This is a genomic window from Micromonospora sp. U56, from assembly GCF_018070095.1.
GTDB lineage: Bacteria > Actinomycetota > Actinomycetes > Mycobacteriales > Micromonosporaceae > Micromonospora > Micromonospora purpureochromogenes.
The window spans coordinates 1-20599 of the sequence record NZ_JAGPYL010000089.1; the positions used below are offsets into that span (position 1 = coordinate 1).

The following is a 20599-nucleotide window of genomic DNA, read 5'->3' on the forward strand; positions in this document are numbered from 1 at the left end:
CCGGTCGAGTCTTGACCCCGACCCCTTACCGGCGTTTGCCTGCACCGAGCCGGGAATCAGCACAAACCGGTCGCAAGCAGTCCGACCAAGAAGGGTTGACACGGCCCCACTCCTTCAGGAATGACAGGCCAGCGCGAGCGGGGCGGCGGCGGTGAGGACGAGGACGACGGCGAATCGGACGATCACGCTGAACGCGGTGCCGGCCAGCAGGACGGCGATGATCGCGGCGCAGGCGACGAACAGCAGCCCGGCCGTGTTGTCTTGCCCGGCGGTGATGTGGGTTTTGATCGCGCGCAGCGCGCCGTCGCTGTCCCCGTCGGGCGTGGTGAGCGCGGCGGTCAGCGCGTTGGCCAGGTCGATGAGCATGCCGCACCACAGCTGGGAGAAGTGGGCGGTGACGAACCCGACGATCAGGCAGGGGAGCAGGTCCTTGGCGGTGTAGCGGGAGCTTTCGCTGCCGCCGGCGGTCATGGTGAGCACACCCGCGGCGACGAAGGCGAGGACGAAGACGGTGTCGACGACGAGCACGGAACGGCCGGTCAGGGCCTGCACCTGCGGCAAGGCGGTGACGTTCGGGGTGATCAGCAGGGCGCTGCTGATCACCCCGAACAGCGCGTCCAAGCTCGCGAGGATCGCCGTCGCCAGCCAGTCCAGGATCTGGTCGAGCAGCCAACCCATGATCAGCCTCCGACGATTCGCTGGACGACCTGCAGCAGGATCGGCGCGAGCACGGCGAGGCCGTAGCCGACCAGGGCGTTCTTCAGCGCCCCCTTGGCCCGCTCGACCTGCGCCGGGTCACCGCCGGCGGCCGCCCAGTAGACCCCGGCCAGGACCAGGAACAGGGTGGCCACCGCGGCGAGGATGCCCATCAGCCAGGCCTGCAGGTTCGCGATCACGACCGGCAGTGCATTGGCCGCCAGGCGCGCCGGCGCGCCGGTATGGGCGTGCGCGGCGGCGGGCACGGACAACAGCAGCATCACCGCGCCGGTCAGGGCGGCGGCCCGGCCGGTCCGGCGGGCGATGCGGTGGCGGGTGAGGGCACGGATACGTGCCGGGATGCGGGACATGGATGGGTTCACCTGCGGCCCCAACCCGGGCCATTGGCAGGGGTGGGGCGTCGCAACGTCGGTCAGGGGGCCGCCGCCGGGCGCGGGAGGCAGGGCGTCGTCGAGCCGCGACAGGCCCTCGGAGGAGCGCGTCCTCCCATTCGGTGTGCGCTGAAATCCACTTCAGCGCGCACCGTTTGCGTTTCAAGCCGATAGGTGAGCCAGAGGCCGAGTTGCCGGTAGACCTCGGCCTTGTCGGCGGGGCCCCTTCAGCGCCGTGCCCGGAAGTGCGCCGGCTTGTGGCTGCCTCGGCGGTGGAGCGGTCATCCCGCGGACGACGACCTGGCCGTCGAGCTGGTGCTCGGCGGCCGTCTCGCCTGGTATGCCGACACTGACCGACATGCCCGCACCGTCTGCGAACACCACTGGCCCGGCGTGCCCAGATCCTGTTGATCGTCACCGATCCACGCCACGTGGCCGTCCGGCTGTGCTGCGTACCGGATCATCCTGCCAGCCCTCTACGATGGCGCGGTCCTCGACAGTACTCGGTGACGATGCGTCCACAGTGAGGCTGAATGAGTGTGGTCGCCCGCGTGAGCCGCCAGCTCCGGGACGATTCGGGGTCCTGGTTGTCCTCCGTCGACACGCGGCCGTAAAGGGCGAAGGGTTTCGGTTGAGGGGTGGTCATCCGGTCTCCTCGATCGGGTCGTCCGTGCGGCGGTCGTTGACGCGCTTGAGCACCTTCAGTAGGGCGGCAGCGGCGCCAGGGTGCAGCTCAGGTGGCTGACGGGGAGCCTCCACCCTGATGAACGCGGTCTTCGCACGCCCGTCGACGTCGTCGAGCGTCCATGAACCGTCGCCTTCACCGGACCGGTCAAGTCGCTTGTCCGGTGCCGCGTCCGTCGCCGGATCGGACTCCTTGCGTTGCTGATGTCGGCGATCGGACGGCAGAGTCATGCGCCTCCGTCCGGTGGCTGACCCAGCGGAAACATCCGTCGATGGGCGTGCATCGTTCGCTCCTTGGCCTCCGCGAACCCGTTTCGAAAGAGGGCGGGCTGGAGGGCAATGCCGGCATTGGCGCCGTGAGCGAGGGGGGTGGTCGTGCTGCGGCTCGATGCGTTGGAGGCTCGTGCCGTGTCGAATGAGTGGGTTGTCAGGAGCGGTCCTCCGAAGTTGGTTCGTGTTCCGGTTGCTCCGGAGGGCATGAAGAAGCGGCCGATGCCGTCAGGCATCGGCCGCTCGTTGAACAGGGGTAGGCGTTACATCTATGCGGTTGTCAGGTCCCTCGGGGGGGTCACGTCCCGTGACGTGGTGTAGGTCGCCTGCGTGAGGCCCTGTGCGCTGTTCAGTTTTCCGGTTCGCTGCCGGGCTGGCAACGAGTCTGGTTAGGCGGCGATGAGTTCGCTGGCGGCGGTGGCTTTCGGGGGTGGGCTGATCTGGGCCATGGAGCCTTCGGCGAGGTAGCGGCGGTCGCCGGTTTGCCATTCGTCGTGGGCTTCGACGAGGACGGCGCCGGCGAGGCGGAGCAGGGCTTCGGGGTTGGGGAAGACACCGACGACGTCGGTGCGGCGTTTGATCTCCTTGTTCATCCGTTCGAGGGGGTTCGTCGACCAGATCTTCTTCCAATGACTGGGCGGGAACCCGGTGAAGGCGAGCAGGTCATGCGCGGCGTCGCGGAGCATCGTCTCGACCTTGGGCAACTGCCGGCCGAGCATGCCGGCGATGACGTCGAGCTGCTCGCGCACGTGGGCGGCGTCGGGTTGAGCGAAGATGGTGCGGATCGCCGCGGCGACCATCTCCGCGTTGCCTTTGGGCACCTGGGCCAGGACGTTGCGCAGGAAGTGCACCCGGCAGCGTTGCCACGCGGCGCCGAGCAGGACCGCGGCGATGGCTTGCTTGAGGCCGGTGTGGGCATCGGAGATGACCAGCTGCACCCCGCCGAGTCCGCGGGCCTTGAGGCTGCGCAGGAACGCGGTCCAGAACGCGCCGTCCTCGCTGTCACCGACGGCGAAGCCCAGGACCTCCCGCCAGCCGTCGGCCCGAACCCCGGTGGCGACCACGATCGCCTGGGAGACGACTCGCCGGTTGACCCGGGCCTTGCAGTAGGTCGCGTCGAGGAAGACGTAGGGGAACGCGGCCGAGGCCAGGGACCGGTCGCGGAAGGCGCCCACTTCCTCGTCGAGGTCGGCGCAGATCCGCGACACCTCGGACTTGGAGATCCCCGAGTCCGCGCCCAACGCCTTGACCAGGTCGTCGACCTTGCGCGTGGACACGCCGTGCAGGTAGGCCTCCATCACCACCGCGAACAACGCCTGATCCACCCGCCGGCGCCGCTCAAGCAGGCTGGGGAAGAACGAGCCGGTGCGCAGCTTCGGGATCCGCAGATCCAGATCACCGGCGGTCGTGGTCAGGGTGCGCGGGCGGTGGCCGTTGCGCTGCGCCACCCGGGCCTCGCTGCGCTGGTGCGGGGCGGCGCCGATCACCGCGGTCAACTCCGCCTCGATCAACGCCTGATAGATCGTCTCCGCGGCCTGCCGGACACGATCATTCACCTCGGCTGCCTTGAGTGCATCCAGCACGTTCAACAAGGCAGACTGGTCCAGGGTCATCGCGTACTCCGTCCTCTGCGTGTTCTTGGTCGTTCACACAGAGACTCACGCGATGACCCACCTCCATCTCGGCGGCACGCCGAAGCCGGTCAGCTTCTACACCACCCGGCGGGACGCAACCCTCGGGGGTCCTGAGACGGGCTAGCGCTGCTGGGCGGTGCGGCTTGCTGGTGCGGGTCTGCGTGGACTAGCGACGCTCCGGAGACCACTCCTGTGGGCCCGAAGAAATCACTGGTTCGATCCCAGTCTCGCCTATCGCAGATGGGACTCGATGGCCTCGATGATGCTCGGCCGCAGTTCGGCGGTGCGGATGACGGCATCGACGGAGCCGACCTCGACAGCGCGCTGGATGTTGTGCGCACGGTCGAACTCCGTGGCCACCTCGCCGAGCTTCTCGGCGCGAACCGCCGAGCGGAGCTCGTCGAGTTCGGCGGTCAGCGCGGCGCGCTCCGTGCCGGAGGCGGCCGCGCCGCGCGCTTCCAGGTGCCGTACCCGCGGGTCAGCCGCGGTGCGGGCGTTGACGTCGCCGGAGAACACCACCGCGGCAGCGGGAGCGCCGCCGAGCACCGAGGCGAACGAGCCTTCCAGCGCCAGCACAGTCATTTTGGGGTTCAGCGCCTTCGAGAACACCACGAACGCGCCACCGTGGTATCGCGAGATCACGCAGAAGACGATGGGCCCGCGGAAGTTCACGATCGCGCGACCGATCTCGGCGCCGTACTCCAGTTGCAGCTTGCGCATCGACTCGGGCGAGCCGTCGAAGCCCGACAGGTTCGCCAGCACCACCAGCGGCCGGTTGCCGCTGGCCGCGTTGATCGCCCGCGCCGCCTTCTTCGACGACCGGGGGAACAGCGTACCGGCGGTGTAGGTGTCCGGGCCGTCGGTGGGCGGGAAGCCGCGGCGTGGCACGGCTCGTGACTCGATGCCGAGCAGGCACACCGGGATGCCGCCGAGATGCACGTCCTGCACCACCGCGGTCTCCGCGTCGGCCATGCCCGCCCAGCGCTCCAGCACCGGGTGGTCCCGGTCGGACAGCGCCCGCATCACGGCCCGAATATCGAACGGCTTCTTGCGGTCCGGGTTGGCCTCGGCGGAGAAGATCTCGCCGACGGTGGTGAAGTCGCTGCCGGCCACGGCATGCGGGAAGTCGGAGATGTCGCGATCGACCGGGTCGGTGGTGGTCGCCCGACGCGGCGCCTCCTCGCCGGGTGCGACGTACGTGTGGTCGTAGTGCGACATCAGCACGTCCCGCGCGGCGGACAGGTTCGGCGCCCAGTACTGCGCCTGCCCGTTCGGGCCCATCACCCGGTCGTAGCCGCCGATGCCGAAGTTGTCCTCGGCGGACACGCCACCGGAGAAGTCAAGCGACTGCTTGCCGGTGAGCACCATCGCCGAGTCCGGCGTCATCACCAAGATGCCCTTGGTGTGCATGAGCATCGTCGCCTCGGCGTTCCAGTACGGCTGCGCGCCGACGTTGATGCCCGCGACCACGATGTTGATCTCACCGCCGTCCTGTGTGAACTCAACGATCCGCTTGAGCGCAGCGGCCACCCAGTCCATATTCTCCGTGCCGGACGTCATGGAGATCCGAGCCCCGGCGGACAGCGCCCACCACTCCAGCGGCACCCGCATCCGCTCGGCCAGGTCCAGCGCGGCGATCACGCGGCGGCACTCCGGCTCCGACAGGGCACCCAGGGATTTCGTCGGATCACCGAGCAGCACGACCCGGGTGACGCCCTGCGGGTGCCGTGCGGTCGGCGTGGTGACCACGCCGGCGACGATAGCCGCGCTGTTGCGCCCCTTCGGCCGGTCGACCGGCACCAGCGCATGGTCGTCGTCGAGGTCGTGCTCGACGAAGTCGCCGAGCAAGCCGGTCAGTTCGAACGGGTACACCGTGTTGCGGCTGCTCGCGCGCAGCACCTTCAGCCGGTAGTCGTCGAGCGGCTCGACGGGCTCGACCGGCGGTTCGCCGATGGTCAGCTCGGCGCCGCCCGTGGCGTCGAAGGAGATCCGTACGGCGATCTTGGTCAGCTCGCCGGTCGTGCGGTCGCGCTGCCGCGCGATGAACAGGATCTCCTCCAGCCGGGCGCCCGCGGTCGTCGGCCGCACGCGCCCGGCGATCATCTCCATCTCCTCGCGGGTGAGTTCACTCGGCGGCCAGACGTAGACCACGATCCGGTTGGTGGTGAAGCGCGTCTTCGACGAACGCCGCGACTGCGCGCGGCGGATCGAGTCGAGGCACGCGGCGACGGCGTCCTCGGTGGTGGGCAGCGAGACCAGCCGGCCGTCGTGCTCGCGCAGCTCGGTCAGGTCGCGCACCTGCGCGAACGCGACGAGACGCTCGTCAGACGGGTTCTCCCGCGCCACGCACTGGAAGAGGTAGACCTCCTCGTCCGACGACGGCAGGCGGGTGAGGTCGAACTTGCGCAGCCGCTCCAGCTGCATCCGCTGCGCGATGTACGGGTGCAGGCCGCGGATCAGCCGCTCCTCGGCCATCCCGGCGCCCGACGGGCGGAACGTGAAGTGGTGGTGCATCACCGCTCCGCCGCGACCGGCGACGGTGGTGGTGACTCTGCGGACCTGGTGCGGCAGCGGGTGCGCGTTGATGACCTCGAGCAGCGCGGCCACCATCGCGTCGAAGTCCTCCGGCTGGCTCTCCCAGGCGAGGTAGATGTCGGCGTCGACGGCGTCCTCGCCGCTTGCCAGCTCGGCGAGCCCACGCAGCGCGGCGCCCAGGGCGTCGAAGCTCACCGCAGCCGAGACCACGCTCGAGTCCGCGCGCTCGGCGAGCACGAACGTGCAGCCCGCGACCTCGCGGGCACGCACGCTGGTGAGCGCCTTGTTGCCGTAGTACCGCCGGGTCAGCACCTCCAGCATGACCGTGTTGTCGAGGTGGTCGCGCACGAGCCGCTGGCCGAGCAGCCGGACCAGCGGCTCGGTGCTGCGTACCATCTCGGCGATGCGCTCGGCGCGGTCCGGCGCGTCCGGGTGCGCGTCCAGATGGCGCAGGTGCTTGCGGACCCCGGCGTAGACGCGGGCGCGGTTGCGGCGCAGCAGCGGCTGGGCGAACCAGGCGAACACCACGCCGCGGGCGAGGTCGGCGACCACGGGGAAACGGACCTGCGTCGCGGCCACCAGCCGCTCCAGCGCGAGGCCGGCCGGCTCGCGCAGCGTCTCGTCCGGCGGCGACTCCCGCAGCCACGCGCGCAGCAGCGCCCCGACGACCATGGCGTCGGCGGACGCGCGTTGCTGGGCGAGGAAGATCCGGAACACGGCGGCTTCGAGCTCGGGGGAGCGCTCCAGGTCGGTGACGCCGTAGTGCCCGAGCGCCTTGGCGAGCTTGGCCTGGAACGAATTCGGCAGTCCGGCCCGCTCGACGTCGAGACTCTGCAGGTAGGTGTGGAAGTACTCGCGGGCGCTGTAGACGTGGCCGTCGCCGTCCTCGCCCGTCGGCCGGTTGCGGCTCAGCTCGGCGAGGTCGGCAAACACGGTGACGAGGTCGAGTTCCTCGACCAGTGGCCGGTGCCCGTCGTGGGTGGCAGCCTGGCGCGCGGCCAGGTAGTCGTCGAGCACCCGGCGGTCGTCGTGCGGGTCGACGTCGAAGCCGAGCAGCAGGCCGCGCAGGTCCTCCCGTCCGCGCGTGGCGCGTTCCCGCGCCGGGATCTCCCCGGCAGCGGCGGGCAGGTCCAGCTCGACGGACGTGACGGCCCGGCCGTCCGCGGCCTCGTCGGCCTCCTCGGCCAGCGGCTCCAGCCGCAGCAACGGTGCGCCGGCCTCCACCTGGCTGCCCACGGAGACGGCGCACTCCTTCAGCCGCGCCTTGAACGGCGCCCGCAGCACCGTCTCCATCTTCATAGCCTCCAGGACCAGCACCGGCGCGCCCGCCTCGACCTCGGCGCCGACCGCGAGCGGCGTGGCGACGACCAGCGCGGGCATGGGGGAGCGGACGACACCGCCCTCGTCGCGGCTGACCCGGTGCGTCACGCCGTCCACCTCGACCAGGTGGATCGGCCCGTGCGTCCCGGTGAGCAGCCGGTACCGGGCGCCGTTGACGACGATCTGCCCGGTGTGCCGGTCGAAGCGGTCGAGCTCGACGCCGGCGGTGCGGACGGCGTCGCCCGCTTCGATGCCGACCCGGAACCGGTGCGCGCCGACCCGGGCCACGCGCACGCGATAGCTGACGCCACGCAGCTTGAGGTCCAGCGGTCGGCCACTCTTGTGCTGCAGCTGCGGGCGTCCGCCGGCCGCCGTCGACAGCAGCCGCTGCCGTTCGACGCGTTCCTCTTCCTCGTACGCCTCGATGGCGGCGGCCGCCAGCGCGACCGCGGAGTGCCGGTGCGCGACGAGCCTGCCCTCGCCTCGGACGCGGTCGATCCAGCCGGTGTCCGCGCTGGCGTCGATCACCTCGGGCTGGTCGAGCAGGTCGAGGACGAAGCTCTTGTTCGTCGCCCCACCCTCGATGATCACCGTGGTGTTCGCCATCGCCCGGCGCAGCTTGCCGAGCGCCTCGTGGCGGTCGCGGCCGTACGCGATGATCTTGGCGATCATCGAGTCGAAGTTGGCCGGGATGGTGTCACCCTCGCTGACGCCGGTGTCCACCCGGATCCCCGGGCCGGTGGGCAGGTCCAGCCGCGCGATACGACCCGGCGACGGCGCGAAGTCGCGGTCGGGGTCCTCGGCGTTCAGCCGGGCCTCGATGGCGTGCCCGCGCTCCGCCGGCGGTTCGCCGTCGAGTCGCCCACCGGAGGCGACGTGCAGCTGCGCCTTGACGAGATCGAACCCGGTGGTCAACTCGGTGATCGGGTGCTCGACCTGCAGGCGGGTGTTGACCTCGAGGAACGCGAACACCCCGTCGCCGGGGTGGTACAGGAACTCGACGGTCGCCGCGCCCCGGTAACCGACCGCCACAGCCAGCCGTTCGGCCGACGCCTTGAGCTCGGCTGCCTGCGCCGGGCTGAGCACCGGCGACGCCGACTCCTCGATGACCTTCTGGTTGCGCCGCTGCACCGAACAGTCGCGGACACCGAGCGCCCACGCCGTGCCCTGGCCGTCGGCGATCACCTGGACCTCGACGTGCCGGGCACCGGTGACCAGGCGCTCCAGGAACACGACGCCACTGCCGAACGCCCGCGCCGCCTCCTGGCTGGTGCGCTCGTACGCGTCGGCCAGCTCGGCCTCGTTCGTGATCACCCGGATGCCGCGCCCGCCACCGCCGGCGGTCGCCTTCAGCATCAGCGGGTAACCGATCTCGGTCGCCGCCGCCAGGGCGGCGTCCAGGGTCTCGACGGCGCCCCGGCTCCACGGCGCCACCGGCACGCCGACCTCCTCGGCGAGCAGCTTCGCGCCGATCTTGTCGCCGAGCTGGCGCATGGCCTCCGGGCTGGGCCCGACAAAGGTGACCCCGACCTTCTCGCAGAGTTCCGCGAATGCCGGGTCCTCGGCGACGAAGCCCCAGCCGACCCACGCGGCGTCGGCCCCGGTCTCTGTCAGCGCGCGCTGAAGCACCGTCAGGTCGAGGTACGGGCGCGCGGACGCGGGACCGAGGTCGTAGGCGATGTCCGCCTCACGCACGAACGTGGCGGTCCGGTCGACGTCGGTGTACAGGGCGACGGTCTCGATCCGCGTCCCGGTCTCCGCAGCCAGCTCCCGGACCGCGTGGATGAGCCGCATGGCGGCCTCACCACGGTTGACGATGGCGACACGGCTGAACACCCGACCGACCCCTCCGGTAGACCCACGATGTACGTTCCGGGAGACGGCGACCCCGCGGCAGTGATCACCATTCCGCGTGCCGGCTGGCAGCGCCATGTCGTAACCACCGAAGCCTAGGCGGCACGATTTGTAGGAACCGAACAAAACTTTTTGGCCGCGCCCGCCTCTGGTTGGGGCGGGTGCGAATGGCAGTGGCGGCACGTTGCCCGGCTTCGCCTGCGACCCGGAGCGGGGCTCGATATAGGTACCAGTGCTTGATGGCTGGCCCGCTGAGCGTGCAGGTCACGGCACGCTGCTCGTCGATGCGGCACCGGTGCCCGCGCGATCCCATCACCAGCGCCTCGACCAGGGCTTCTGGCTGGCTGACCTCTTCGCTGTAGGTGGCAGCCACGGCCGCATCACGGGCCCACACAACCTTCGAGACTCGGCGGTGGCTGCTTGCTGTGCACGGACAAAACCACACCACCACAGCAGGTCAAAACGGATCTCCTACTGGAGTACTAGCCGAATCCTCCCCCGCAGTAGCGTTGCGGCCGTGGATGGACCGCTTTGTCGACTACATGACGACGAAATCCGGTATGAGCAACGCTCTCCGACGGCAGCCTGCGAGACGACATCCCCGCCGACGACGTCCTCATCAACCTGTCCGGCATCGCCATCGCCGCCAGCCAAGAGTCGCAGCGAGAACAAGCCGGACGACTCCTCGACCTACTCATGGACGCACTGCACTACCGACCCCCGACGGACGCACCCCACTGAACTTGTCCTTCGGTCTCGGCGTCTCGGCGCGGCCCTGATCTTGTACGGACGTTGGCATTGTTGGAATAGGGGCGTGCGGACGATGGCACGCCGGTTGTCTCGGTTGTTCGCGCCTTGGGCGATGGCGGGGCGGCGCCTGGCCTAGTCGCACGCAACACGGGCTGAACGCCCACGCGCGAACGTGGCCCGCCAGTCCCCACTGACGGCCGCGCCGCGTGGAGTCAGCCGTCGTCGGCCGGCGGGCGCAGGTGCACAGACGTCCGGTCCTCGGAGACCGTGTACCAGGTACCGTCCCCAGCCGAGCGGGGAGGCCCGGAGACGGGGAAGGGGTAGGACATCTCGCGGCGCAGGGTCATCCCGCGCACGTCGACGAGCCAGTGGCGGACCGTGCCGTACCCGGCGTCGCACTCGGAGGGGCCGGCGACGACGATGTCCTCGTCGACGAAGGCCGATGCACTGTCCCGCCAGGGGTCACGGGCCGGTGGCCAGCAGGCGAGTAATCTCCCCGGCGGCCGGGTGCTCCGGATCGACGGCCAGGAAGCGTCGCAGGGTGCGTGCCGCCTCGGCGGAACGGCTGCCGCGCTGCGCCAGCCCCAGCACGAGCAGCCCGTCCGGGGAGTCCGGAGAGCGGGCCAGCACCTCGCGCGCGGTCCGCTCCGCGCCCGTGGTGTCGCCGGCTCGAAGCAGCGCGAAGGCGAGCCGCAGTCGGATCCTGTCGTCCGGCCGGTCCCGTAGCGCCTCCCGGTACATCTGGGCCGCGGCCTGGTACCGGTCCTGGGTCTCCAGGTCGCGGCCCAGTTGCACGGCGACCGCGACCGGGTCGGCCGGTGGCGACTGCGGCGACGGCCGGTCGAGACGGCCGGCGGCGTCTGCCACCGACACCACGAGGGCGACCAGGCCGACCGACCCGGCCCGCCACGCCCGGCGGGCGGCCCGGGCGGTCGGCGCGCGCCGCGCCGCCATGGTGGGAGCGGTCGACGTCGCGCGGGGACGCAGCGTGCGCAGGGCGGCGTAGCCGCCGGCCAGCAGGGTCAACGCGGGTACGGCCCAGAGCAGCAGTTGCGCGCCGCGGGCTGGTGGATCGGTCAGCACCTCCGCGCCGTAGCGTTGGACGAACCACTGCCGGATCTCGTCGCGGTCCCGCCCCTGCGCCAGTTGGTCCGCCACCACCTGCCGCATCGCCGCCGCGATCGGCGACCGGGAATCCGCCACCGACTCGCCCTGGCAGGCCGGGCAGCGCAGACCGGCGGCCGCCGCGCGGACCGGGTCATCCCGGTCGGTGTCGCCGGCCGACCGGACCAGTCCCGCGCCGGCCGCGGCTGTCAGGGCCGTGAGGACGAGTGCCGCCAGGGCGGCGCGCCACCTCATCCGGCCAGTAGCGGCGCCACCCGCTGCTCCAGCCACTCCCGGGTGACCACGCCCTGCTGCCGGTCGACGATGCGGCCGTCGCGGTCCACCACAAAGGTCTCCGGCACCCCCCGTACGCCCCAGTCGACCGACCGGCTGCCGTCCGGGTCGGTCAGCACGGTCAGCCCGCGCGTTCCGGTCTCGTCGAGCAGCGCCCGGACCGCCTCGGTGCCGTCCCGGACGTTCAGCCCGACCAGCCGTAGTCCCTGCGGCGACCACCGTCGTTCCGTTTCGACCAGCAGCGGCAGCTCATCCCGGCACGGGCCGCACCAGGAGGCGAAGACGTTGACCAGCAGCACGTGGCCGCGGGCGTCGGCCAGGTCGAACCGGCCACCGTCCAGGGTGGTGCCGGAGAGCGCCGGGGCCGGCGTGGGCGTCACACCGGCGGCGCCGACGGGCGCCGGCGTGGCAGGCGACCGCAGGCCGAGGGCGACCAGCGCGCCGACGGCGACGGTCACCGCCAGCACCAGCGCGGGTCCGGTGCGCAGTAGGCGCGGTCGTGGACGGGCTCCGCGGCTGATCATTTCGGGGCCCCGGCGGCGACCGGGTCAGGAGCTGGCAGGGCGACGTCCCGGTGCGGCCGGCGGCGGGAGCGGGCGGTGCCGATCGCGGCCGCGAGTCCCCCGGTGGCGGTCAGCGCGCCGCCGGCCCAGAGCAGCCCGACGAGCGGGTTTACCGCGAGCCGTACGGTTGCGCTGCCGCTGTCCGGGGCGACCGCGATCAGCGTCACGTACGTGTCCTGCAGCAGCCCGGTGTCGATCGTCGGCACGGTTACCGCGGTGTCCCGGGCGGGGTGGTAGCGCAGGGCGGGTGTGACGGTTCGTTCCGGGCCGTCCGATTCGGTGAGCCGGAGTCGTGCCTGCACCGCCATGCCGCCGCTGCCGGCGGCCCGGTCCACCCCGGTCAGGCGTACGGTCGCGTCGGCCACCCGCAGGGCCTCTCCGGTGCGGAGGGTCCGTTCGGCGTCCTGGCCGTATGCCGAGGACCCGGCGACGCCCACCGCGACGAGGGCGATCCCGGCGTGCCCGATCAGCCCGGCGACCCTGCCCGGTCTCCGGTTCGGGCCGGCCGGCGGTAGCCGGCCGAGCAGCTCCGCGGTCAGGCCGGTGAGCACGAACGCCGCCGCGCCGAACGCGGTGAGCGTCGGCGGGCCGGGCCGGCTGAGCAGTCCCACCACGGCGACGGTGGCAAGCGCCACGCCGCCGGGTACGGCGAGTCGCCGCAGCGCCTGCGTCCGGTCGCGGACCCGTAGGGCGGGCGTCGCCCCCATCACCAGCAGCACCGCGATCGCCAGCGGTACCGCGGTGCGCTGGTAGTAGCCGGGTCCGACCGAGGTGCGTACCCCGGCCAGCGGGCCGGAGAGCAGCGGGAAGATCGTGCCGATCAGCACCACCGCCGCGATCGTCACCAGCAGCACGCCGTTGACCAGCACGGCCGTGGTCCGGGACAGCAGCGGTGTGCTGCTGCGGCGGGCTGGCTCGGGGCCGCGGGATCCGGTCACGACGGTCGACACGACGACCGTCAGCAGCACGAAGCCGAGCAGCATCGGCCCCAGTGGTGAGTCGGTGAAGGCGTGCACGCTGGCCACCGCGCCGGACCGGGTGAGGAACGTGCCGAGCAGCACCAGCACGAAGCTGGCGCAGGCCAGGGTCAGGTTCCAGCCGGCCAGGCCGGCGGCGCGACCAAGGGTGGTGTGCAGGAAGGCGGTGGCGGTCAGCCAGGGCAGCAGGGAGGCGTTCTCCACCGGGTCCCACGCCCAGTAACCGCCCCAGCCCAGCACCGCGTACGACCACCAGGCCCCGAGCCCGATACCCGCGGTCAGCGCAGCCCAGGCCGCCAGGGCCCACGGTCGGGCGGCCCGCAGCCAGCCCCGCCCGTCCCGGCCGGCCAGCGGTGCGGCGATCGCGAAGGCGAACGGCACGACCAGGCCGATGTAACCGGCGTAGAGCAGGGGAGGGTGCACCCCCATCGCCGGGTGCTGCTGCAGCAGCGGGTTCGGTCCCGGGCCGTCGGTGGGTACCGGACCGACCTCCCGGAACGGGTTCGCGGCGAAGTAGGACAACGCGAAGAAGAACATGGTCACCGCGCTGACGACCACCATCGCGTACGCGTGCAGCCGGGCCGGGTGCCGGCGGTGGGCCAGCAGTGCCGCGTACCCGGCGAGGATCAGCAGCCAGAGCAGCAGCGACCCGTCCAGGGCGGACCAGAGACTCGTCAGCGTGTAGTACAACGGCACCTGACGTCCGCCGTTCTCCGCCACGAAGCGGACGCTGAAGTCGTGCCGGAGCAGGGCCGCCTCCAGCAGGCCGCAGGCGACGGCGGCGGTCGCCAGGGTCGCGGCGGTGGCGAGGCGGGCCGGTCGGGTGGGTACGGCGAACAGGGCCGTCCGCAGCCAGAGCAGGGCGGTCAGGGTGGCGCAGAGCAGCCCGACCGCGAGGCTCGCGGTGCCGAGGTCACCGAGCATCTACCGGCCCTGCCGGGGCGGTGGACGGCCGGTACTCGTTACCGTGCCGGACCACGACGTGGTCGGAGCGGAACACCCTGTCCGGCGACAGGGTGCCCTCGACGACCGCTCCCTCGCCCTCCCGGAACGTCTCCGGTGGGACGCCGCGCTGCTCGACGGTGATCTCGTGACCGTCTTCGGCGAGGCGGAACACCACGAGGTCGCCGGTGTGCCGCAGCGACCCGGGCACCACGTCGCCGCCGAGGCGTACCCGTTCCCAGGTCGCGTCCGGGTCGCCGAGCACCTCGCCGGGGGTGCGGTAGTAGGTCAGGGTGTCCCGCAGCGCGCTGGTGACCAGCAGCGCGCCGGCGGCGAGGAGCACGGCGACGACGGCGGTCCGGCCCGCGCGGCGACGGATCATCCGACCCGGGCCGGGACGCGGTCGGGAGCGGGGGACGCGTCGGGGGTCAGCCGGCGTTCCAGCCGGACCACCCGGTACAGCAGGACGCAGAGCGCGGCGAGCGTCGCGGCGGCCGCGGCGAGCAGCAGGGCGACGCCCATCCTGGGGTCGATCGGCGGGCGCTGCGGAGCGAGCACGGTCGCCTGCTGGTGCAGCGACCGCCACCAGACGACGGAGAAGTGCACCACCGGGACGAGCAGGAAGCTGGCCACCCCGACGACCGCGGCCGGCCGCGCCACCCGGTGGTCGCCTCCGTCGCGCGCCCCGGTCCGCTCCGCCACCGCGCGGCGCAGGGCCAGGTAGCCGGCGTACGTGAGCAGGAGCAGGACGGTGCTGACCAGCCGGGGGTCCCAGGCCCACCAGGCACCCCAGACCAGGTGCCCCCAGAGCGACCCGGTGGCGATCGCGACGGCGGTCAGCGCCGCCCCGATCTCCGCGCCCGCCCGGGCGAACCGGTCCCAGCGCAGGTCACCCCCGATCAGGTACGCCCCGCTGGCGGCCAGCACGACGGCGAACGCGACGTAGGCCACCCAGGCGGCGGGGACATGCAGGTACATCAGTCGCTGCGCCTGGCCCTGCACCTCGTCGGGGGGCGCCAGCCACCCGCCGGCCACCGTCGCCGCCGCGGTGAGCCCACCGGCGAGCCAGGCCATCGTCCGGCGGCCGGCGGCCGCTCTGCCGCTGTCCGCGACAAGGTCCACCGTGGAGGCTCGCATGATCTCCCTGTCCGCGCCTCGGGGGCGCTTGCGGATGAACGGAGTGCGAACTCACCATAAATCGCCCCGAGTGCACTCGTCCGGTTATCAGCGGCAAACGGGACAAACAGGGGTCAGGAGGGCCTAGTGTCGCTCCCGGTGGACACGACAGCGCGGATGACCCTGAGCGCGGCCCGACCCGTCGGGCGGCGCTGCCGACCGCGCCCGCTCCCGGTGCTGACGACGCTGTGCGGCCTGGCCCTGCTCGCCGGATGCGCCGGCAACCCGCCGTCCGCCCTGAACCCCGCCGGTACGGGGGCGGCCCGGATCGCCGACACCTGGTGGCTGCTGTTCTGGATCTCCACCGCCGTATTCGTCGAGGTCATGGCACTGCTGATCTGGGCGCTGGTGTTCCGGCGGGGCAACGCTCGGGTGCGCCACGGGCAGCCGCTGCGCTTCGTCACGATCGCCGGCGCCGGGCTGCCCTTCGTCATCCTCGTCGCCGTCTACGGAGTGGGTCTGAGCGACCTTGCCGCACTCGGTGACCGCCCCGGCGCGGACGCCCCCACCGTGGAGGTGACCGGGCACAAGTGGTGGTGGGAGGTGCGCTACCAGGGGGCGTCCGGAGCCACCGCCAACGAGATCCACATCCCGGTGGGGGAGCGGGTGAAGGTGCGCTTGCGCACCGACGACGTGCTGCACAGCTTCTGGGTGCCGCAGCTCATGCCGAAGACCGACCTGATCGCCGGCGAGACCCGGGAGACCTGGTTGCAGGCGGAGCGGGCCGGCCGCTACCGCGGCCAGTGCGCCGAGTACTGCGGCACCCAGCACGCCCACATGGCCTTCCTGGTCGTTGCGGAACCCCGCACCGACTTCGACGCGTGGCTGACCCGCCTGAACGCCCCGGCCCGTCCGCCGCACACCGAGGCCGAGCGCCGCGGCCAGCAGGCGTTCGTGCGGGGCACCTGCGCCGCCTGCCACGCGGTACGGGGCACCGGCGCCCAGGGCCAGGCGGGGCCCGACCTGTCGAACGTCGGCACCCGGTGGAGCCTCGGCGCCGGGGCGGTGCCCAACGACGCCGGGCACCTCGGAGGCTGGATCGCCAACGCGCAGACGGTCAAGCCCGGCAACGCCATGCCCCCACAGCCGGTCGACGCCGCCCAGCTGCCCGACCTCATCGCATACCTGCGGTCGCTGGAGTAGGTCGGGGAGGGGAGACGATGTCCACGGGGACCACCACGCCGTCGCCCGGCATCAGCCGCGAGGACCTGGCGCGGCTGACCGAACACTGGGGCGAGCGCCCCTCGCTGCGGGTCTGGTTCAGCACGGTCGACCACAAGAGGATCGGCCGCCGATACCTGGTCACCGCCGGGTTCTTCTTCGTCCTCGCCGGACTCAGCGCCCTGGCGATGCGCACCCAGCTCGCCCGACCCGAGGCGGGCATCCTGTCGCCCCAGGACTACAACCAGCTGTTCACCATGCACGGCACGGCGATGATCTTCCTGTTCGCCACGCCCATGCTCTTCGGGTTCGGCAACTTCCTGCTCCCCTTGATGATCGGCTCCCGGGACATGGCGTTCCCGAGGTTGAACGCCTTCGGCTACTGGGTCTTCCTGTTCGCCGGGCTGTTCATGTGGGCGAGCCTGCCCTTCGGCGCCGCTCCCGACAACGGCTGGTTCGCGTACGCGCCGCTGAACTCGGAGCAGCACAACCCCGGCCTGCACATGGACGTCTACGCCCTCGGGCTGCTCTTCCTCGGTATCTCGACGACCGCCAGCTCGATCAACTTCATCGCCACCGCGCTCAAGCTGCGCGCACCGGGGATGTCGCTGAACCGGGTACCGCTGTTCGTCTGGACGATCGTGGCCACCGCGTTCATGGTGATCTTCGCGTTGCCGGCACTCAACCTGGACAACGCGATGCTCTTCCTCGACCGCCGGTTCGGCACCCACTTCTTCGACCCGTCGGCCGGGGGGAATGTGCTGCTCTGGCAGCACCTGTTCTGGATCTTCGGGCACCCCGACGTCTACATCATCGTCATGCCGGCGCTGGGCATCGTCTCCGCCGTGCTGCCCGCCTTCACCCGGCGCGGCGTGGTCGGCTACCCGCTGATCGTGCTCTCCATCGTGGCGATCGCGATCATCTCGTTCGGGGTCTGGGTGCACCACATGTTCGCCACGGGCCTGCCGCAGCTGTCCTACAGCTTCTTCAGCGCGGCCAGCACCATCATCACGATTCCGTCCGGGCTCCAGATCTTCGCCTGGCTTGCCACCATGCTGCTCGGCCGGCTGGTGATCCGCGTGCCGCTGCTGTTCGTCATCGGCTTCGTCGTGACCTTCGTGCTCGGCGGTGTCACCGGCACGATGTTCGCACTCACCGCGTTCGACCAGCAGGTCACCGACTCGTACTTCGTGGTGGCGCACTTCCACTACGTGCTGATCGGCGGCGCGGTCTTCCCGATGCTCGCCGGCATCTACTACTGGCTGCCCAAAATCACCGGCCGGATGTACCACGAGCGGTTGGGCCGCTGGGCGTTCTGGCTGGTCTTCGCCGGCATGCACGTCACCTTCTTCCCGATGCACCTCTACGGCCTGTTCGGCATGCCCCGCCGGATCTACACTTACCCCAGCGAGCCCGGCTGGGGCGGGTGGAACCTGGTCAGCACGGTCGGGTCGTACCTGCTCGCCCTCGGACTGCTGCTCGTGCTCGTCGGCGTGGTGCACGCCGTCCGCCGGGGCCGGCCCGCCCCCGCAGACCCGTGGAACGCCGACAGCCTGGAATGGGCCACCGCGTCGCCGCCCGAGCCGTACAACTTCCCCGTCCTGCCCCGGGTGCACAGCCTGCACCCGGTGTGGGATGAACGGACCGCCGAGTCGACCGGCGCGGGTGCCACCGAGGACCGGATCCTCAGTGCGGGGCGCCGCACCCTGTTCACCAGCGAGCTGGACGCCCGCTGCGAGCGCGCGGTGGAGATGCCGGAGTCGACGTTGAAGCCACTCGTGCTCGCCGGCGCGCTGCTGATCTTCTTCACCGCCCTGCTCTTCGCCTGGTACCCGGTGGCGGCCGTCGCCATGGTCGCGGTCATCGCGACGATCGCGGTCTGGCTCTGGCCGCCCAGCCGCCCAGACCAGGAACCAGGGGTGGCGGCATGACGGACGGGGGCGGGGTCGTGGCGGCGGCCACCGGCGCCGAGGCGCTGAGCACCAAGCTGCCGGTCGGCCGGTCGACCGGCTGGTGGGGCATGGTGATGTTCGTGGCCACCGAGGCCACCCTCTTCGCCTGCCTGCTCGGCAGCTACTTCTACCTCCGCTTCCAGTACGGCCCGCAGTGGCCGCCGGGCGGCATCGGCGCACCGGAGCTGGTCACGCCGCTGGTGATGACCGCGGTGCTGCTGCCCAGCAGCCTGCCCATGGTGTGGGCCGAACGCGGCATGCGGCGCGGCCAGCTCTGGCGACTGCGGTGCGGGCTGGCCGCAACCATGGTGCTCGGGGTGACCTTCCTGGCCCTGCAGGCCATCGAGTACGTCGAGAAGCTCGAACACTTCACCATGACCACCGACGTCTACGGCTCGCTGTTCTATCTGATCACCGGCTTCCACGGGCTGCACGTCCTGGTCGGACTGACCATGATCGGCTGGCTGCTCGCCACCTCCCTGGGCGGCGGCTTCGGCGCCCACCACCACGAACGGGTCCGCAACGGCGCGATCTACTGGCACTTCGTCGACGTGGTGTGGGCCGCCATCCTGTTCACCATCTACCTCTCCCCACGACTGTGACGACCACGCGACCCGGCCCCCGGGCCCGCCTCACCGGCGGGCTGCTGCTCTGGTACGGCGTGCTCGGTGGCGCCGTCGCCTGGGCAGTGCACGTGCTCGTCGCCTGGGGCCTGGACGAACTGGCCTGCGCCGCCGGCTCCGAGCGCGTCTCCGCCGTACCGCTCGGGCCGGCCGTCGGGCTGGCGGTGGTCGTCCCGGCCCTGGCCACCGCGGGCTCGCTGGCGGTCGCCGCGCTGGTGTGGCGGCGCACCGCCGGCGCGCAGTCGGCGGGCGCCGAGGACCGGGCGTTCGGCCGGTCCAGGATGCTCGCCGTGGTGGGCATCTGGCTCAACCTGCTGTTCCTGACGATCATCGTGCTCGGCGGGGTCGCCGTGCTGGTGCTGCCGCCATGTCAGAGCTGAGCGTCTACCGGGCTCACGAACCCGGTCAGAGTCCGGTCGCCGAGAGCCTGCTGACCATGCTGGCGGTCGTCACGGTCTGCCTGCTCGCGGCCGGCTACGGGCGGGGCGTCCAGGAGCTGTGGACCCGACGCGGTACCGGCCGGGTCATCCCAGGCTGGCGGGTCGGCGCCTTCGGTGCCGGGCTGCTGGTGCTGCTCGGCGCGGAGCAGGGACCGGTGCACGACGTGGCGGAGTCCGGCCTGGCCGGGCACATGGCCCAGCACATGCTGCTCCTGCTGGTGGCCGGGCCGCTGCTCGCGGCGGGCGCGGCGGGGCTGCCGCTGAGCATGGCCGCGCCACTGCCGCTGCGCCGGCTGCTCGCCCGCTGCCGGGTGGCGCCGCCGGTGCGCCGGCTACGCCATCCGAGCACGTACGCCCTGCTGGCCGGTGGCGGGCAGACCGTCGTGCTCTGGTTCTGGCACCTGCCCGGGCCGTACGCCGCCGCGGTCGACCGGCCCGCCGTGCACACCACCGAGCATCTGTGCTTCCTGGCCACGGCCTGGCTGTTCTGGGCCCCGGTGCTCGGCTCGCCACGGCACCGCGCGCCCGCCCCGGTGACGGTGCTGCTGCTGGCCGGCACCATGCTGCCCGCCTCTGCCCTCGGCGCCGTGCTCACCTTCGCCCCGCAACCGGTCTATCCACAGCGGGTGCTCGGCGCCGACCCGCTGGCCGACCAGCAACTCGCCGGCCTGTTGATGTGGGCGCCGATGGACCTGGCCGTGCTGGTCGTGGCGCTGGCCGTGTCCCTGCGCTGGCTGCTGCGGATGGACCGCGACCGGCCCGACGGCCTGCGCGGAAAGCCGGTACCCCAAGGGGCCGTACCGATGGCGACAACAGCTGAAACGGAAAGGAAGGTCCGATGATGGTGCCCCGCCGGCTCTGGGCGCTCGGTGCGGCCCTCATGATCCTGCCGGTCGTCGCGGTCACCGCCTGCGCCTCGACGACCCCACCGCCACCACCGGAGTCGCGGACCGGACGGCCCGACCGGGGCGCGGAACTGATCGTTCAGTACGGCTGCGGATCGTGCCACACCATCCCCGGCGTCAACCGCGCCGACGGCCTCGTCGGCCCGCCCCTGACCCGGTTCGGCGCCCGCTCCTACATCGCCGGCCAACTGCCCAACAACGCCGACAACCTGCAGCGCTGGATCGCCGATCCACAGGCGGTGGAGCCGGGCACCGCCATGCCGAACCTGAGCGTCACCGCAATCGACGCGCAGGACATCGCCGCCTACCTCTACACCCTGGACTGAC

Annotated in this window: 15 protein-coding genes and 1 pseudogene; 6 read left to right on the forward strand and 10 right to left on the reverse strand. The window is 71.7% G+C overall.

All coding sequences use genetic code 11. The annotated features are described in order from the left end of the window. Positions 1–117 precede the first annotated feature (117 nt). The 10 genes and pseudogenes from KBX37_RS24765 to ccsA all read right to left on the reverse strand — a co-directional run. A pseudogene (locus KBX37_RS24765) lies at positions 118–678 on the reverse strand (hypothetical protein); the annotation flags it as partial. Between the two features lie 2 nt (positions 679–680). Continuing rightward, positions 681–1067, reverse strand: a complete 387-nt coding sequence (locus tag KBX37_RS24770) for a pilin (RefSeq protein ID WP_210778302.1) — start codon at positions 1065–1067, stop codon at positions 681–683. Between the two features lie 663 nt (positions 1068–1730). Then, positions 1731–2003: a hypothetical protein gene (locus KBX37_RS24775; RefSeq protein WP_247658826.1), complete on the reverse strand. Its 273-nt coding sequence runs from the start codon at positions 2001–2003 to the stop codon at positions 1731–1733. Between the two features lie 428 nt (positions 2004–2431). Continuing rightward, the gene (locus tag KBX37_RS24780; protein WP_210778303.1) at positions 2432–3655 is read right to left on the reverse strand and encodes an IS256 family transposase; all 1224 of its coding nucleotides are present in this window, start codon (positions 3653–3655) and stop codon (positions 2432–2434) included. 252 nt (positions 3656–3907) lie between these two features. Continuing rightward, entirely contained in the window at positions 3908–9367 is a 5460-nt protein-coding gene (locus tag KBX37_RS24785) for a carboxyl transferase domain-containing protein (protein WP_210778304.1), read from the reverse strand. 1230 nt (positions 9368–10597) lie between these two features. Then, entirely contained in the window at positions 10598–11494 is an 897-nt protein-coding gene (locus KBX37_RS24790) for a cytochrome c-type biogenesis protein CcmH (protein ID WP_210778305.1), read from the reverse strand. Beyond that, positions 11491–11991 carry a redoxin family protein gene (locus tag KBX37_RS24795; protein ID WP_210778306.1) on the reverse strand — a complete coding sequence of 167 codons (501 nt, stop codon included), beginning with the start codon at positions 11989–11991 and terminating at the stop codon, positions 11491–11493. Before KBX37_RS24795 ends, KBX37_RS24790 begins: the two co-directional genes overlap by 4 nt. A 62-nt stretch (positions 11992–12053) precedes the next feature. Continuing rightward, complete coding sequence (locus KBX37_RS24800; RefSeq protein WP_210778307.1) at positions 12054–13997, reverse strand: heme lyase CcmF/NrfE family subunit; 1944 nt, start codon at positions 13995–13997, stop codon at positions 12054–12056. Continuing rightward, positions 13987–14397 carry a cytochrome c maturation protein CcmE gene (locus KBX37_RS24805; RefSeq protein ID WP_210778308.1) on the reverse strand — a complete coding sequence of 137 codons (411 nt, stop codon included), beginning with the start codon at positions 14395–14397 and terminating at the stop codon, positions 13987–13989. Before KBX37_RS24805 ends, KBX37_RS24800 begins: the two co-directional genes overlap by 11 nt. Then, positions 14394–15152 carry a cytochrome c biogenesis protein CcsA gene (ccsA, locus tag KBX37_RS24810; RefSeq protein ID WP_210778309.1) on the reverse strand — a complete coding sequence of 253 codons (759 nt, stop codon included), beginning with the start codon at positions 15150–15152 and terminating at the stop codon, positions 14394–14396. The genes KBX37_RS24805 and ccsA overlap by 4 nt, the downstream gene beginning before the upstream one ends. Positions 15153–15290: 138 nt before the next feature. Between ccsA and coxB the strand changes: the two genes are divergently transcribed. Genes coxB through KBX37_RS24840 form a run of 6 tightly spaced genes read left to right on the forward strand, consistent with a single transcriptional unit; the run spans position 15291 to position 20598 of the window. Further along, on the forward strand, positions 15291–16334 hold the full coding sequence (gene coxB, locus KBX37_RS24815; RefSeq protein WP_210778310.1) for a cytochrome c oxidase subunit II: 1044 nt from the start codon (positions 15291–15293) through the stop codon (positions 16332–16334). 17 nt (positions 16335–16351) lie between these two features. After that, positions 16352–18283, forward strand: a complete 1932-nt coding sequence (gene ctaD, locus KBX37_RS24820; RefSeq protein ID WP_210778311.1) for a cytochrome c oxidase subunit I — start codon at positions 16352–16354, stop codon at positions 18281–18283. Beyond that, on the forward strand, positions 18280–18906 hold the full coding sequence (locus KBX37_RS24825; protein WP_210778312.1) for a cytochrome c oxidase subunit 3: 627 nt from the start codon (positions 18280–18282) through the stop codon (positions 18904–18906). The genes ctaD and KBX37_RS24825 overlap by 4 nt, the downstream gene beginning before the upstream one ends. Next, positions 18903–19307, forward strand: a complete 405-nt coding sequence (locus KBX37_RS24830) for a hypothetical protein (RefSeq protein WP_210778313.1) — start codon at positions 18903–18905, stop codon at positions 19305–19307. Before KBX37_RS24825 ends, KBX37_RS24830 begins: the two co-directional genes overlap by 4 nt. Further along, positions 19295–20209, forward strand: coding sequence for a cytochrome c oxidase assembly protein (locus KBX37_RS24835; protein WP_210778314.1), 915 nt, complete (start codon positions 19295–19297; stop codon positions 20207–20209). The genes KBX37_RS24830 and KBX37_RS24835 overlap by 13 nt, the downstream gene beginning before the upstream one ends. Further along, a complete protein-coding gene (locus tag KBX37_RS24840) occupies positions 20206–20598 on the forward strand; it encodes a cytochrome c family protein (RefSeq protein WP_210778315.1) in 393 nt (130 codons plus the stop codon). Before KBX37_RS24835 ends, KBX37_RS24840 begins: the two co-directional genes overlap by 4 nt. Position 20599: the final 1 nt, after the last annotated feature.